Genomic DNA, 15,551 nt, shown 5'->3' with positions numbered 1-15,551 from the left:
AATTCTCAATTGGCTGAGATTAACAGAGTTAACAGAATATTTGAACTTTACTTTTCTAGGAAATATCAACCTTTTTATCTGTCCTCTTAACGGCCTGTTGATTCTTGTAATCGATCCATTCTTGACCTTTCCATTTCCTCATGGCATTGTCGAAATGCCTCATGAAGAAAAGGTTGTATAGCGCCTTCCCAAGGTGTGGCAAATTTCGTGGTGCTGCACGTAAGCTCATTGAAAAACCGGGCGTGAGATAGGTCATTTGGTGCCAATAGCCTTCGGGCATGTACAGTGTTTCACCATGCCTGAGTTCTGTCACCATACCACTGGCACTTTTTAAAGCCGGAAATTTCTCAAAATCTGGATTTGCAAAGTCGATGTCTTCTCGCGCAATTAGTGCATGAGGAACCTTATAGAGGTATTTTGTTTCGGAAGGTGGAAAGAGTATGCAGCGTTTCTTTCCGTGAAAATGGAAATGCAGAATATTCGCGAGGTCTATATCGTAGTGCATAAAGACCTTAGAGTTCTCTCCTCCAAAGAACAGCATTGGGATCTGCTTAAGAATTCGAAGTCCGATTTTTGGAAACTCAAAATCCCTCTGAAGGGCAGGTACTTCCCGCAACAAATGATAAAGAAATATCCTGTAGCTGGTAGGACCTTTTTCCAACAGATCCAAATATTCCGACATCTTCATATGAAGATGGGGTTCATTGAACTTATATTCGGAAGAAATGGTTTTTTTACCATCAAAAAGAGGCACGGTCTTATCACCGGCGACCTCTCTTATATAGTTCAGATTCCATTTGTGGTAAGCCGGCCAGTCCTCGATCAGTTGTTCAATGACTACCGGCTTCTGAGGTTTTACATACCTCTCCAAAAAGTCTTTTTTGGAGATCTTTTTTTCTCTCGGGATTTCAGCTAATTCAAGTCTCTCTTTCATTTTTCCCTTTCCATATTTTCTGAAAATGCCTAGATCTTAGGCGCTTTCTTTTGCTGGGCGGCAAGATTCCGTTCAATAACATGTCCGGGTCTTGTCCATCTCGGCTTCTCACCCATCGCCTGGTATTGCGAATTCTCTGCGTCAACGGTTTCCGGCTGTTCCTTCTTCACAAAAGGTTTCTGAGGATTGAGGCCAAGCATTTTGAACATTTCCATATCCTCATTCACATCTGGATTTGGCGTGGTCAAAAGTTTATCCCCTGCAAAGATAGAGTTGGCACCGGCAAAGAAACACATAGCCTGTCCTTCCCTGCTCATTTGTGTTCTTCCTGCTGAAAGCCTAACCTGGGTTTCCGGCATCACAATTCTCGTTGTGGCGATCATTCTCACCATTTCCCAAATCGAAACCGGCTCCTGCTCCTCCATTGGAGTTCCTTCTACTGCCACTAAAGCATTGATGGGCACAGATTCAGGCTGTGGATTTAGTGTAGACAACGCCACCAGCATTCCCGCACGGTCTTCTGCGCTTTCCCCCATTCCAATAATTCCGCCGCTACAAACAGTTACTGCTGTTTTTCTAACGTTCTCTATAGTATCTAGTCTATCCTGGTAACCACGGGTGGAAATCACCTCTTTATAATATTCTTCCGAAGAATCGAGGTTGTGGTTATATGCGTATAGTCCGGCTTCAGCCAGTCTTTTTGCCTGATTTTCGGTGATCATTCCAAGGGTACAACAAACTTCCAGGTCCAACCTGTTAATGGTTCTCACCATTTCCAGCACCTCATCAAACTCTTTACCGTCCTTGACATTACGCCAGGCAGCACCCATACAAACACGGGAACTCCCTGCTTCCTTAGCTCTTAAAGCCTGCGCTTTCACCTGGCTTACGCTCATAAGGTCATTACCCTCAATACTGGTGTGATAACGGGCAGCCTGCGGACAGTAGCCGCAATCTTCAGAGCAACCTCCTGTTTTTATCGATAAAAGTGTGGAAACCTGGACGGTGTTCGGGTCGTGATTTTGACGATGAACAGTAGCTGCTTTGTAAAGCAGGTCCATAAAAGGTTGGTTATATATTTCAAGAATTTCTTCTTTGGTCCAGTTATGTCTAGTCGTTGCCATGAAAGTTTATTTATCTCAAAAATAATCAAAAGCCTCTGTTTTAAAGGGCTTAATTAAAAAACTTTATTTCTATTGCTTCGGAAGGCTTACCAATACTGAAACTGCGTTACCACCAAAACCTACAGCATTGACCAATATATTCTTCAATCCTGAAGGCTCTTTTACTTCAGGAACAAACGGCACCGGAATAAATTTTTGGTGCTGCAACATCATTATCGCCAGTTCGAAACTCAGTACTCCTGAAGCTCCGTAAGTGTGACCCAGCTTCCATTTATTCGTGGTCAATGCGGGAACTTGCTTTCCAAAAATGGCATTTATTGCATTCACTTCTGAAAGATCTCCCTTTATTGTTCCGGGCGCATGCATGACTATGGCATCTACTTCCTTAACAGGTAGTTCTCCCAGTGCCATTTTCATCGACTTTTGAAAAGCAGTACCATTAGCCGAAATTGAAACGGGATGTTTTAAAGTTTCTGTTGCGTATCCAACTCCGCTTATTATTGCCAGCGCATTTTCTTTCTCTCCCGTTTCTAGACAGACCGCAGCGGCACCTTCTCCAAGTACCATCGAATTTTGCGCTTTTTGAAGGTTCAGCGCCTGGCAGGGATAACTAAGATCCTCCCGCGCATTTATCTTCATTGCCTGTACCTGTCCTATTGTAAAAGGAGTAAGAGAAGCCTCACTACCACCGGCGAGAAATTTATCGGCCATACCAGAAGTTAACCAGGCAATTCCATTCAAAATTGCATGAAGCCCTGTAGAGCAGGTGACCGAATGCGAGATCTCAGGGCCCGAACTTTTAAGGTCCTGTGCGACCCACGAAGAAATATTTCCCAGGGTCGTGGCAGGAGAAGCTAAGGTCTCAGCATTTCCAGATCTTAAAAATTTCTCGTGATACTTTTCAAATAATGTAGTTGCACCTCTCGAGCTGCCAATGTTGATCCCAATATCCTCTCCTTTTTTCCATCCGGCACTTTTAACCGCCTGCCGTGAAGCATGGATGGCATAAAGGACAGAATCATCAACATTACTGAAGTTTGACTTTTCAGCACGTAACTTCTCCATTTCTCCTTTGGAAGATTCAGGAAGAAAAGCCGCAAAGGCTTCATTCCCGTTGAAATCGTGTTTTCTAATAAAGTGGCCAGGAGAAAGATATTGCTCCCAAACCTCTTCCGGCTTTGCTCCAAGTGCCGAAACAGAAGCTATAGAAGTAATGGAAATAGAATGCTTCAAAGCAAATTTTTGCACAAAACTAATAGGTAAAAACTACATTTTTGTCTCTCAGGTCTACTATTTTTCCCGGTAGTATAAATTTAGAATGGAATCCAAAGGCTCGTTCCTGTTAAGATTGATTTTTATTTTTTTCAAAACAGGTGCTGGAACTAGTTGTAGCAATGGCTGGTCTACCTGCTCAAAATCTCCAAAAGCATTGCGGAGTTGATTATCCCATTCCTCATGGTACTTCAAAAGGTCATCGGGATATACGGTGTCGCGGTCTGTACCTTCATCGGCAGCCTTAAAAGGCTCCGAGATATTCAGATAGCCGTAATCATCTGTAAGTTGTTCTCCTGGCTGAATATCCCTAACCGCCACCTCAAAATCATAAGCTGAAGAAAGACAATTAGCATTGAAACTGTGATTCACATATTTTGCGAGATCCCAGCACAACACGAGTTCTCCCTTATTGTTACGAAAAGAATACTTCTCTACCTGCTCCTGCACACTGGGATGCATTTTCTCAACTTCAGCTACAGTAAGGACCCTGTCAAGCGGATCCTGCACCCAGGTGATCGTACCCCGCGGAATGAACTTTTTCGCCACCACTCCATAACCTATCTCTTCACTAATAAAATGGACTTCTGTATCCGGGTGCATCATAGCTGCCTGATTTTCTTTCTAAAATACGAAAAAGCAGATGCGGAAATTAAAAATAATTCAGGTGCTAAAATTTTTCCAGAGCAGCCTCTATACTTGCATAGATTTTCTCCAGTTGTTCATTCGTGGTGACATAAGGAGCCGCAATATATATGGTGCTTCCAAGTGGCCGGAGAAAAACTCCTTCCTGCATGAAGTGCTCAAAAAGCCGGTTTCTAAGGCTACCATAACGCTCCATTTCAACATTGAGTTCAAAAGCCAGGATCACTCCAAGCTGCCTCAAATTTGTCACTTTTGGATGATTTTTTATTCGCTCTCTAAAAGCCGAATGAGCTTCCATGACTCTTTTAATATCCTCCTGAATTTCATCCGATGTCAGGAGTTCGATCCCGGCAAATGCAGCTGTACAAGCTAATGGATTTGCAGTATAGGTATGGCCGTGAAAAAGACCTTTTGCAAGTTCATCAGAATAAAATGCATTGTAGACTTCCAAGGTACAGGAGGTCACCGCCATAGGAAGCAGCCCGGCAGTTAAAGCTTTAGACATACATATAATGTCGGGTTCTGTCACCAAATATTCTGAAGCGAAATTCTTTCCGGTTTTACCAAAGCCCGTCATTACCTCATCGGCGATCGTTAGGATCTTATTCTGTTTGCATACCTTCAGGATCTCGTCCAAACCTTCAGGATCTACTAATTTCATTCCGGCGGCACCCTGGATGAGAGGTTCATAGATGAAGCCGGCAATTTTCTCTTCAGAAATGTGCTTTTTCAGCAGGTTGAGCACTTCAGTATTATTATTCCCCACAGGAACAGGCAGTCGCAACACTTTCAAAAAATGATCTTCAAAAGCCCCATTGTACACAGAAAGCCCGGAAACTGACATGGCTCCAAAGGTGTCGCCATGAAAACCTTCTTCAAAAGCCAAAAGTACCTTACGGTCATTTCCCATGTTATGGTGATACTGCAGTGCCATTTTGATCCCCACTTCGGTCGCAGTAGAACCGTTATCACTGAAGAAAAGCTTCTCCTGGTTGGCAGGCAAAATATCTATAAGAGCTTCGGACAGAGCGACAGCTGGTTCGTGGGTGAAACCGCTGAAGACTACCTGGTCGAGCTCCTGCATCTGCGCGGCAACTTTAGCTGTGATCTTGTCATTACAATGTCCATACACTGCAGTATACCAGCTCGAGATCCCGTCAATGTATTCCTTTCCCTGCTCGTCATACAACAAAGCTCCTTTGGCCTTTACAATCGCCAGCATATCGCCGCTAAGCTTGTGCTGCGTCAATGGATGCCAAAGGTGTTTTTTATCCCGGTTTGAAAGAGAATTAATTTTCATTCTGCGTCAATTTACTTCGGAATTTATCGGCGTATTCCAGGATGACATTCTGGTCAAAATATGGCTCCTGCTCGATCCTGCCAATCACAGGCAGACCAGTCATCTTTTCGATTATGCTTTCTGTAGAAGGATTCTCCTCACCGCTAAAGATAATTCCGGCGCAAGTGAGATTGCGGCTTTTGAGAGCCTCTACAGATAAAAGGGTATGATTTATACTTCCCAGGTAATGGCGGGACACCAGAATTACCTTGTGCTCCGGTCTTATTAGATCGGCAATGGTTTCTTCATTATTAATAGGAACCAACAATCCTCCTGCACCTTCTATCACCAAAGAGTTTTTTGTCTTTGGCTGCTTCATTTCTTTAGCCGAAATTTCCACCCCATCGATCTCTGCCGCAGCATGCGGGCTCATTGGTGTCTTCAGGGAAAAAGCATTTTCATGAAATACCGTTATCTTATTGGAGATAAGCCTTTTGACCTTATGAGTATCTGAATTCTCAAGATCACCGGCTTGTATTGGTTTCCAATAGTCGGCTTCAAGGGCTTCGGTAACTATTGCCGCAGCAACTGTTTTTCCTACTTCGGTACCAGTCCCTGTAATAAAATATGTTTGATTCATTTTAGTTCAAATTTGTTGTTACTCCTAAAAAGTTACTTCTATAATACCTTTTTTAGAACCTCAAGTAATTCTTCTATTTCATTTCTTGTATTAAAACTGTGCAGGCAAATTCGAAGACGCTCTGTTCCTGCCGGAACTGTAGGTGATAGAATTGGCCTCACATCAAATCCATTTTTTTCCAATACTTCTGAAGCCTTTTTCACCTGTTCATTTCCCGGAAGTATGCAGCAATGAACCGCCGACTCACTCTCTAAAAAGTGCTCCTGAAATCCCCTTTTTGACACCTCAGCTTTAAAGAAGCTTATGTTTTCCTGAAGTTTTTCGACTTCTGTTACCCCACCAGTTTCCAGCTCCTTATAAGCTGCAATGATCGTCGCCAAAGAATGCGGCGGCAGGGCCGTGCTGTAAATTAAACTGCGGGCGAAATTCACCAGGTAATCTTTCAGCTCTTTCGGGCCAATAATTGCTGCACCATGTGCTCCCAGAGCTTTTCCAAACGTGATTAGTCGGGCAAATACCTTGTCTTGAAGTTCTGCTTCAGCTATTAATCCTGCACCTTTTACACCAACTGCATGGGCTTCGTCTACTATAAGGAAATAGCCTTTTTCTTCAGCAAAAGAAGTAAGCGCATGTAGATCGGGAGCATCTCCATCCATGGAAAAGATACTTTCGGTTACCAGATATACCTCCCCAAAAATGTCATTTTTGAGCCTGCTTATTTTTTTCTTCAGATCATTGAGGTCATTGTGACAAAATTTTAAAGCTTTAGCCGAACTCAGTTGAATGCCGTCACGGATGGAAGCATGGATGAGCTCATCATAAAGTATCAGGTCCCCTTTACCGGGAACAGCCGAGAAAAATCCAAGGTTGGCATCATACCCCGAATTGAAGATTAAGGCTGCTTCAGCTTTATGAAACCGGGCCACGATCTCTTCGGCCGGTGCATAGAGTTCATGATTCCCGGTTAATAAACGGGATCCTCCGGAGCCATTTTTGAGAGGGGAATATTCCTGCAATATTTCCTTTGTACGATCGCCTATGCCGGAGTTCCGCGCAAAGCCGAGATAGTCATTAGAGGAAAAATCGGTAAGACCCTTAGAGAACTTTAACGCTCTAAGGGAGCCCTGGCTTTTTCTCTTCTCAAGGCTTTTCTCTACTTTTAATGGTAATTTGGACATTATAGAACAAAATTAAGAATATAAATGGAGCTACTGGAATTCGGCTTTAGAATTGGTGCGGCTCTCCTTGCCGGACTTTTCATTGGGATGGAACGCGAGATCCATAATAAAAATGCAGGTTTAAAGACTAATGCACTGGTTTCTATTGGTGCAGCCGTTTTCGTGCTCACTTCCCTCACTTTTGCAGGAGATGATTATGTCGATACCACCCGGGTTATTGGACAGGTGGTTACGGGAATAGGCTTTATTGGCGCGGGGGTAATTCTTCACAAAGGAACAATTGTACGAGGACTAACAACGGCCGCCACTGTGTGGTGTAGTGCCGGTGCAGGCTGTCTTGCAGCAATAGGTCAATACGCAGAGCTCTCGGTCCTGGTGGCTGTAATTGTCTTTGTAAATGTAGTCTTCAATCCTGTGGATAAACTCATAGCAAAGCTGTTTGATCACAAAGGAGATGATAAAGTGGACGATTAGGAGTTATCCTTATGCTTATCCATGTTTCTTGGAAGGCTGATATTCTTGCCTGTTTTCCTGTATTTCCCGGCCAGGTCATCCATAGTAGTTTTCTCCCACAATTTATTTCCTTTAATGTAAGATGCTTTCCCAATAAGATGAGCGCCAACAGGTGCAGTAAGTAAGATAAAAATGATCACCGCCAGGACCCGGGTGGTAGTGGAGAGGTCATTGAAATAGATCGCAGCGGAGACAAGGATGAGGCCAATTCCCAAAGTTGCAGCCTTGGTGGTCACCGCCATTCTTAAATAAGTATCGGGCATACGCAAGATGCCTACTCCTGCAAGCAGCACAAATAAAGTTCCTAAAGTCGCTATAAATCCTATAATCGTATCTACTATCATTCGTCCCTGTTCTTTCGTTTCTGAATGTAAAAAGAGTACGCCACAGTCGCCAAAAAACCAATTAAAGCCAGAATCAAAGCTATATCCAGAAATGTAGGCTGATGTGACAGAATGCTGTAAACGGCAATAACCCCTATCCCTATGGTCACCAGAAGATCTACCGCCACTACCCTATCGGAAATAGTTGGACCTTTAAAGAACCTGTAGAACACTAACAATATTGCGATCGAAAGCGCCGGCAGAATTACATAATATAGATAATTGTCTAATGTCATGGAGAGATCTCTAAAATACGTTTTTCGAATCCGTTCTTTATATCATGGATAAATTCCTCCCGGTTAGTGATATACATTGAGTAAACATAAAGCACTTTCTTATCTTCGGAAACATCCAGGCTGAGAGTTCCGGGAGTAAGTGTGATCATGTTTGCCAAAAGTGTGATTTGTCCGTCTGATTTTACATCGAGAGGAACTCCTACAATCCCCGGAGTCATATGGAAGCTTGGTGTTCCCACCTCCCAGGCCACTTGTATATTTGCTTTTATCAACTGGTACAGGAAGTAAAAAAAGAAGCTGATAAGCTTGGGAACCAGCCTAAAATACCTGGCACGGCCACTTCCCCTCATAATTATGAAAAGAAGAAAATAACTCAGCACAAAACCGAAGAGAATATTGGGAAAAGTGAAGCTTCCGGTAAGAGCCACCCAGATAAAAGTGAGAAGTAAGTTTGCTAAAAACCGGTTTTTCATGGTCTTCTATTTTCTTAACACGGTATTGATATATTCCTGATTATCCAATAATTCAAAAGCTATTCTTTCGGCCAGACTTTGAATGTTCCCGGCCCCAAATCCGAGGTAAAGACTAACGATGGAAAGCATTACGATTGGAGCCAGCATTTGGGTCTTCTTTATTTTTGACAACTTCTTAAAGTACGGAAAATTCCTTACTTCAGGTAACTTTTCACCTGTCTTCCAGAACACTTCTCCCCAAAGTTTAACGATCACGAAAAGGGTGATGAAACTGGCAAAAAGAATGGCTGCGATCACTGCATAATTCTGTGTTGTCCAACCTTCAGAAATAAGAGAAAGTTTTGGCCAGAATCCCGAAAGTGGTGGTATTCCCACTAATGAAAAGAGAGGAATAGCAAATAATAAACTAAGCTTAGGATAATCTGCATAGAAATCTCCAAGCTTTCTTATGTTGTGATTAGCTTTGATCTTGTAAATAACTCCACTCACCATGAAGAGATTTGTCTTGACCATAATATCGTGAATGAGATAGAAAATAGCTCCTGTAATGGCTAATTCTGTCATCATTCCAAGCCCTGCGATCATATAACCAATATGACAGATAACCAGATAAGAAAATATTTTTCTTATGTTATTCTGAACTATAGCACCTACCGCTCCGCTAAACAAGGTAAGTACTGCAACTGCGATCAATACGTTCTCAAGAAAGGGATCTACTTCAAAGATGAGGGTGAAAACCCTGAGGAGAGCATATACCCCTACTTTTGTCAACAGCCCCCCAAAGATCGCCGATACGGCCGAAGGCGGGGTGTGATAAGATGCAGGCAGCCAGAAATAAAGTGGGAACAAGGCAGATTTAATTCCGAAGCCAACAAGAAAAAGCAATGCATTTACCTGCACTAAAGTACGGTTCTCTACTGCAGCCACCTTTCCGGCAAGATCGGCCATATTAAGACTTCCTGTAAGTCCATATAAAACGGCTATTGCGGTAAGAAAGACAATGGATGCGAGAATGTTAAGGGTAAAATATTTTACTGCGCCTTCCAGCTGTGCTTTTTCTCCTCCTATGGTGAGCAGAACGAAAGATGTTATGATGATTATTTCAAACCACACATAGAGGTTGAAAATATCGCCTGTTAAAAAAGCTCCATTAAGCCCCAGTAAAAGGAAATGGAAAATGGGAAAGAAACCGAATTTTAGGCGGGCAGTAATTACTGAACCTGCAGAAAAGCTAGAAACAGCCAAACCTGCAATTGCAGTCAAAAACACCAGGGTAGCGGCGAAAGTATCGGCTACAAAGGTAATTCCGAAAGGTGCTTCCCAATTTCCGGCCTGTACAGACAGGGTCCCATTCTGCCACACCGTAATGAATAGCCAGACAGCTACTGCAAGGTTAATGACACTACCTACAATACTAATTACTCTCTGCCAGCCAATTCTGCTCCAGACAGACATCAACACAATGGCGAGGAGCATTTGAACAACAAGGGGATATATAACTAACTGTTGGATCATGAATATTCGTCTGTTGCGTTCATTTCGTCAAGATCGTCTGTCTTGACCACTTTATGAGCTCTTTTCACAAGCACAATTGCAAAGGATTGCAGGCCAAAGCTAATTACAATAGCCGTTAAAATAAGAGCCTGCGGAAGCGGATCTGAATATGCTTCCAGAAATGTTTTGGAGTCTGCAGGAATAATTGGAGGCGAACCTTTGGCTATACGACCAAGCAGGAATATAAGCAGATTAGCTCCATTCCCCAGCAGAATGATCCCAATAATAAGCTTTACAAGGCTACGCCTTAGGATCATATAAATTCCCGCCGCATAAAGAGTTCCAATAATTATTGCTAATAGAACTTCCATGGATTAAGAAGATTCAGAGATTGTGAATATAATTGTGAGGGTCACTCCCTGCACTACCAGATAAACCCCAATATCGAAAAATAATGCCGATCCAAGATTTCCAACTATAGGCAGGTGATGTGGATACCACAAGCCGGTCATCAAAGGTTTGCCAGCGAAAAGGATGGGAGAAATTCCACTTAAGAACGAAACTGCCAGCCCCGCAGGCATGAGAAATCCCGGATGGAACCTCAAAAGTTGGCGGGTATCACTAAGACCATTCGCAAAAGCGTGAAGAACAAAAGCAATCGAGGCAATAAGGCCTCCCACAAAACCTCCTCCCGGGAGGTAATGTCCCCTCAACAATATGAATACCGAAAACACCAATAGTAGCGGCAACATATAGTTTGAAGCAGTACGTAAGATTATTGTCTTCATAAATTAATCTTTTAATTCTCTGTCATCCCTCCTTAACCTCAACTTAAGCAGGCTAAATACACCAATGGCAGCTATTGTTAGTACAGAAATTTCCATAAGAGTATCAACTCCCCTAAAGTCTACCAGGATAACATTCACTACATTTTTTCCTTTTGCCAGGATGTAAGCGTTGTCTGCATAATAATTACTGATCTCCTTGTTAACCGGTTGGCTCAGCACTTCAAGCGCAATAAGGGTAATCAAAACCCCAAAGGAAATGGAAAGCACCCCATCTATAGCCTTCATCTTAAAATCGGAAATAGAAAGATATTTTGGTAAACTTGACAGCACAAGAACAAATAATATCACCGTAAGTGTGTCTATGGAAAACTGGGTCATGGCCAGGTCTGGAGCACTATAGATAACGAACAAAAGACAAATAGCATAACCAACTACCCCCATGGCTACTACGGCCGTTAATCTTGATCTAGCTCCCACAACAAATAAGATCGCAAGGAACATGATCCCCATGATGATCATCTCATAGTAGGTCATTCTTGAGAAGGAGGAGAAGTCTATTGGTATTCCATTATGATCACTAAAGAGCGAATATCCTACAAGCACCACCAGGAAAAGAATGATAGTGGAAACATAGTTCCGCAGGAATCCATTCTGGAAGATCCTGGTCCACCAGTTTGAAAACATCTTAAACCCATTTCCAAAACCAATAGTAAGGTTTAGCGGTGCAATAGAATCTAGCTTGGCAATGCTCCTTTCCTTTTTCTTTGATGGCTTTAGAAGGAAATATAATAGAAAACCTATAGCAAGAGTAAGTGCACTCAATCCTAATACAAGATTGAATCCATGCCATAGTTTAAGGTGAACTTCGCTGCCATTCATTCCCACAGCATCAACAACAGGCTTGATAAGCGGTCCATCAATTATGGCAGGGAATATTCCAACAATTAATCCCAGCACTGCAAGAATCACCGGCGGAAGCCACATTAGGAAACTAGGCAGGTGTACCTTCGAGAAGCCTTCAGGCAGTTTTCCGGTAAAGGGTTTGATTCCGGCCACAAATCCTGCATATAGCACAAGAATATTGGTAGCAATGGCAATAACAGTCAGCACAGTGGACCAGGAGCCCATGTGCAAAGTAGATTCGTAAACAAGGTCTTTCCCAACAAAACCAACAAAAGGCGGCATCCCAGCGCTGGAAAGCGCTGCCAAAAATCCGGCGATTGCTACCGGCCACATCACCTTTCGCAATCCCGCAAGGCGGGTGACATCACGGCTGCCTGTTTCATGGTCAATGATTCCCGTTACAAGAAATAACGTTGCTTTATAAAGGGCATGGACAATAATATATACTCCTGCCGCGGTTAGGGCATACTGAGTTCCCAGCCCAATCAAAAAAACGAGAATACCTAATACCGAAATCGTAGAATAAGCCAGTACGCCTTTAAGATCTGTTCTGAAGAGCGTGTGGACTGCAGCGTAGAACATAGTAATTCCACCTACAGTGATCAAAGTGGTGTTCCAAACCTCTTCACCTCCCAAAACAGGTGTAAATCTTAGCAGCAGGTAGATTCCTGCTTTTACCATAGTGGCAGAATGCAGGTAGGTGGATACGGGTGTTGGCGCTTTCATTGCCCCCGGAAGCCAAAAATGGAAAGGGAATTGTGCCGATTTTGTAAATGCCGCTCCAAAGATAAAGATGACGATCCACAGGTAATATTCGCTTTGAATGATGCTGTCGCTTAGCCCCACCATTTCACTAATGCTGTAGGTCCCTGCAACCCCGCCTAACAACAATGCTCCTGCCAGCAAAAGAAATCCTCCCGATCCTGTTATCGCCAGCGCAAGAACCGCCGATTTTCGGGAAGCTTCACTCGTGTTATTAAAGCCAATGAGAAAAAAAGAACTTATACTCGTAAGTTCCCAGAATATGAACATGGACAACAGGTTATCACTCAGCACCAATCCCAGCATGGCACCCATGAACATCCCGAGGTAGCCATAAAAGCGGTCAAGGTAATCATGGCCTTTGAGATAGGCAGCAGTATAAGCAAAGACAAGGAATCCTATTCCGGTTATTAGAAGAGAGAAAAGAAGGGAAAGCCCATCCAGCGCAAAATCGAGATTAAGCCCAAGGGACGGCACCCATTCATGACTCTCTGTGAGCACCTCTCCCGCAGAGACCTGTGGAAGAAATGACAGAAAATATATGAACAAGCCCAATGGAACGAGCGAAGAAAGTACAGCAAATTTTCCTTTAAAGAATTTCCCGGCAAAGACCAGGAAAACAGAAAAGATAAAACCTGAAAGTATAGCTATAAGCATAGGGAACGTTCAAATAAACCAGAATTACAAATATAGCAGGAAAAACTGAGGATATAAACCTGTAGCCGCTTTTTACGCATGGCGATTATTGATCCTAACATAAATTTTGAAATTGTTAAAAATATATTATCCCTGCATTTTGAACTCCGGCAAAAACGCGTAGTTAAGGTAGAGCAACTAGATTCTGAGAGTCAGTTACTTCAGAAAAAAGAACCTCCTGCTGCTATCGCCGGGAGTATGTACAGCCGGAGCAGCAGTCTCAGCAAAATTTTCTATTTTACCGGCAAAAATTCAGATCTATGCGACTTCTTTTTGTTTTCCTTCTTTTTAGCGGGATGTGTTTTGCCCAAACAAATACTTATCACATCTCCTTTGAAAATGCCGAACATCATGAGGCCGTAGTAAAGGTTTCCTTTCCAGACCTTCTACAGGATAGTTTGACGGTTAGAATGAGCCGCACATCGCCCGGGCGTTATGCCCTGCATGAATTTGCCAAGAACGTCTACGGAGTAAAAGCTACAGATTCCAAAGGAAAGGAACTTGAAATCATGAGACCAGACCCTTATTCCTGGATAATCACCGGGCACGACGGTACCGTGAACCTGGAGTATCTACTCTTCGGAAATCGTGCCGATGGCACCTATACCCAAATTGATCTTACCCATGCACATCTTAATATTCCTGCTACCTTCATGTATTCTGAATCTCTGAAAACGCGGCCAGTAGAAGTCACTTTTGACACCCAACATCACCCCAATTGGAAGATCGCAACACAGCTGAAGGAGCTTGGAAACAATAGTTATTCCGCCCCCGATCTTTATTATTTTATGGATAGTCCAACAGAGATCAGCAATTTTGACAGCAGGGAGTTCGAACTTCAGGGAGAAACCATAAAATTCATTTTACATCACCCCGGAACTCAGCAGGAATTTGATGAATACTGGGAAAAAACGAAAGAAATAGTTAGGCAGCAAAAAGCCATTTTTGGAGAATTACCAAAATTCGACTTTGGAGAATACACCTTTCTTGCCTGTTATATGCCCAACGTTTCCGGGGACGGCATGGAGCACAGGAACAGCACGGTGCTAACCAGCGGCGCCAGCCTTGCCGAAGGCGGAATGGAAGGCAACATTGGTACCGTAGCACATGAATTCTTCCACGCCTGGAATGTGGAAAGGATCCGCCCAAAATCCCTTGAACCTTTTGATTTTACTGAAGCCAATATGAGCGGACTCCTCTGGTTCGCCGAAGGCTTCACCAGTTACTACACCGGTCTCACTCTCGCAAGAGCAGGGATAATCACTCCTGAAGAGTATGCAGATGGCCTTAACGGCACTTTCAACTACGTGTGGAACTCCCCGGCTCGCGATTATTTTAATCCGGTGGAGATGAGTTATCAGGCGCCTTTTGTTGATGCTGCTGCTTCGATAGATCCGGTGAACCGGGAAAATACCTTTATCTCGTACTATTCCTACGGAAGTATGCTCGGTTTAGCACTCGATTTACAGCTGCGTCAAAAAGGGCAAAATCTCGATGATTTTATGAAACTGGTTTGGGAAACCTACGGAAAGTCTGAAATACCATATGATCTTGAGGACCTGGAAAACTCTCTTGCCGATTACGCCGGAAAAGATTTCGCCAGAAGCTTTTTTGAGAACTACATCTACGACAGCAAAATGCCCGATTTTGAAAACCTCCTTTCGCGCGTTGGATTAAAAATAACAAGAGACTCCAAAAATGCCTTTTTTGGAGCCTCAATAAAGAATGACGGGGAGGGTCTCTTTATAAGCAGCAACCCTAAGAGGAAAACTCCGGCGTACAAAGCAGGACTTGATATAGGTGACAGGATCATTTCGATCAATGGCAAGCCTTTAGACGGTGAAACGAGCTGGAAAGATGAATTTGGACAATATAAACCCGGCAATGTGCTGGACCTGGAAATAGATCGTTACGGACAAAAGATGTCCAGGAAAGTCACTTTAGAAGCCGACCCCAATTATTCCATTTCTGTTGATAAAGATGCAGGACCCGAGGCTGTGGCTGCAAGGGAAGAATGGTTGTCGGCGAAATAGAAAAAGCTGTTGGCTATTAGCTATTAGCCTTTGGCTTTCATTAAGGTGAAAAAGCTTGGGCTAAAGCCCATTTTTGGATCCTATTGTTTCCCACGGGCTGAAGCCCGTGGCAATGCAAGGAAAGGAATAAAATATGTCGCTCCTCTGGAGCTTGACTTCAAGGATTGGTCGGTTTTCTTTAGATATGTCGCCTCTCTG

16 protein-coding genes are annotated in these 15,551 nt (G+C 43.2%); 2 read left to right on the top strand and 14 right to left on the bottom strand.

Annotated features, from left to right (window positions below):
- Nucleotides 1–55: 55 nt before the first annotated feature.
- The 7 genes from ACXYMT_RS03555 to ACXYMT_RS03525 all read right to left on the bottom strand — a co-directional run bounded on the left by ACXYMT_RS03555 (nt 56) and on the right by ACXYMT_RS03525 (nt 7,072).
- On the bottom strand, nt 56–934 hold the full coding sequence (locus ACXYMT_RS03555; RefSeq protein WP_459057712.1) for a cupin-like domain-containing protein: 879 nt from the start codon (nt 932–934) through the stop codon (nt 56–58).
- 29 nt (nt 935–963) lie between these two features.
- Nucleotides 964–2,058 carry a biotin synthase BioB gene (bioB, locus tag ACXYMT_RS03550; RefSeq protein WP_459057711.1) on the bottom strand — a complete coding sequence of 365 codons (1,095 nt, stop codon included), beginning with the start codon at nt 2,056–2,058 and terminating at the stop codon, nt 964–966.
- Between the two features lie 69 nt (nt 2,059–2,127).
- Nucleotides 2,128–3,291: a beta-ketoacyl synthase N-terminal-like domain-containing protein gene (locus ACXYMT_RS03545; protein WP_459057710.1), complete on the bottom strand. Its 1,164-nt coding sequence runs from the start codon at nt 3,289–3,291 to the stop codon at nt 2,128–2,130.
- 57 nt (nt 3,292–3,348) lie between these two features.
- Nucleotides 3,349–3,936 (bottom strand): SET domain-containing protein, encoded by a 588-nt coding sequence (locus tag ACXYMT_RS03540; protein ID WP_459057709.1) that lies wholly within the window; start codon nt 3,934–3,936, stop codon nt 3,349–3,351.
- 64 nt (nt 3,937–4,000) lie between these two features.
- Complete coding sequence (bioA, locus tag ACXYMT_RS03535) at nt 4,001–5,275, bottom strand: adenosylmethionine--8-amino-7-oxononanoate transaminase (protein WP_459057708.1); 1,275 nt, start codon at nt 5,273–5,275, stop codon at nt 4,001–4,003.
- A complete protein-coding gene (bioD, locus tag ACXYMT_RS03530; protein WP_459057707.1) occupies nt 5,265–5,894 on the bottom strand; it encodes a dethiobiotin synthase in 630 nt (209 codons plus the stop codon). The genes bioA and bioD overlap by 11 nt, the downstream gene beginning before the upstream one ends.
- Nucleotides 5,895–5,932: 38 nt before the next feature.
- Nucleotides 5,933–7,072, bottom strand: coding sequence for an aminotransferase class I/II-fold pyridoxal phosphate-dependent enzyme (locus tag ACXYMT_RS03525; protein ID WP_459057706.1), 1,140 nt, complete (start codon nt 7,070–7,072; stop codon nt 5,933–5,935).
- A gap of 24 nt (nt 7,073–7,096) precedes the next feature.
- Here ACXYMT_RS03525 and ACXYMT_RS03520 point away from each other — a divergent pair, with 24 nt between their 5' ends.
- A complete protein-coding gene (locus tag ACXYMT_RS03520) occupies nt 7,097–7,546 on the top strand; it encodes an MgtC/SapB family protein (RefSeq protein ID WP_459057705.1) in 450 nt (149 codons plus the stop codon).
- Here the strand turns inward: ACXYMT_RS03520 and mnhG are convergent.
- Genes mnhG through ACXYMT_RS03485 form a run of 7 tightly spaced genes read right to left on the bottom strand, consistent with a single transcriptional unit; the run spans nt 7,543 to nt 13,281 of the window.
- Nucleotides 7,543–7,929 carry a monovalent cation/H(+) antiporter subunit G gene (gene mnhG / locus ACXYMT_RS03515; RefSeq protein WP_459057704.1) on the bottom strand — a complete coding sequence of 129 codons (387 nt, stop codon included), beginning with the start codon at nt 7,927–7,929 and terminating at the stop codon, nt 7,543–7,545. The genes ACXYMT_RS03520 and mnhG overlap by 4 nt on opposite strands.
- Nucleotides 7,926–8,204, bottom strand: coding sequence for a cation:proton antiporter (locus ACXYMT_RS03510; RefSeq protein ID WP_459057703.1), 279 nt, complete (start codon nt 8,202–8,204; stop codon nt 7,926–7,928). The genes mnhG and ACXYMT_RS03510 overlap by 4 nt, the downstream gene beginning before the upstream one ends.
- Nucleotides 8,201–8,677, bottom strand: coding sequence for a Na+/H+ antiporter subunit E (locus ACXYMT_RS03505; protein ID WP_459057702.1), 477 nt, complete (start codon nt 8,675–8,677; stop codon nt 8,201–8,203). The genes ACXYMT_RS03510 and ACXYMT_RS03505 overlap by 4 nt, the downstream gene beginning before the upstream one ends.
- A gap of 6 nt (nt 8,678–8,683) precedes the next feature.
- Nucleotides 8,684–10,192 (bottom strand): proton-conducting transporter transmembrane domain-containing protein, encoded by a 1,509-nt coding sequence (locus ACXYMT_RS03500; protein ID WP_459057701.1) that lies wholly within the window; start codon nt 10,190–10,192, stop codon nt 8,684–8,686.
- Complete coding sequence (locus tag ACXYMT_RS03495) at nt 10,189–10,542, bottom strand: Na+/H+ antiporter subunit C (RefSeq protein ID WP_459057700.1); 354 nt, start codon at nt 10,540–10,542, stop codon at nt 10,189–10,191. Before ACXYMT_RS03495 ends, ACXYMT_RS03500 begins: the two co-directional genes overlap by 4 nt.
- Before the next feature lie 3 nt (nt 10,543–10,545).
- The gene (locus ACXYMT_RS03490; protein ID WP_459057699.1) at nt 10,546–10,959 is read right to left on the bottom strand and encodes a Na+/H+ antiporter subunit B; all 414 of its coding nucleotides are present in this window, start codon (nt 10,957–10,959) and stop codon (nt 10,546–10,548) included.
- 3 nt (nt 10,960–10,962) lie between these two features.
- Nucleotides 10,963–13,281 carry a putative monovalent cation/H+ antiporter subunit A gene (locus tag ACXYMT_RS03485; RefSeq protein ID WP_459057698.1) on the bottom strand — a complete coding sequence of 773 codons (2,319 nt, stop codon included), beginning with the start codon at nt 13,279–13,281 and terminating at the stop codon, nt 10,963–10,965.
- 299 nt (nt 13,282–13,580) lie between these two features.
- On the opposite strand from ACXYMT_RS03485, the gene ACXYMT_RS03480 reads away from it, so the two are divergent.
- Nucleotides 13,581–15,353, top strand: coding sequence for a M61 family metallopeptidase (locus ACXYMT_RS03480; protein ID WP_459057697.1), 1,773 nt, complete (start codon nt 13,581–13,583; stop codon nt 15,351–15,353).
- Nucleotides 15,354–15,551: the final 198 nt, after the last annotated feature.

The organism is Salinimicrobium sp. CAU 1759, from assembly GCF_054482715.1.
The sequence above is the reverse complement of the archived record's forward strand: the minus strand, read 5'-3'. Positions and strand labels throughout refer to the sequence as shown.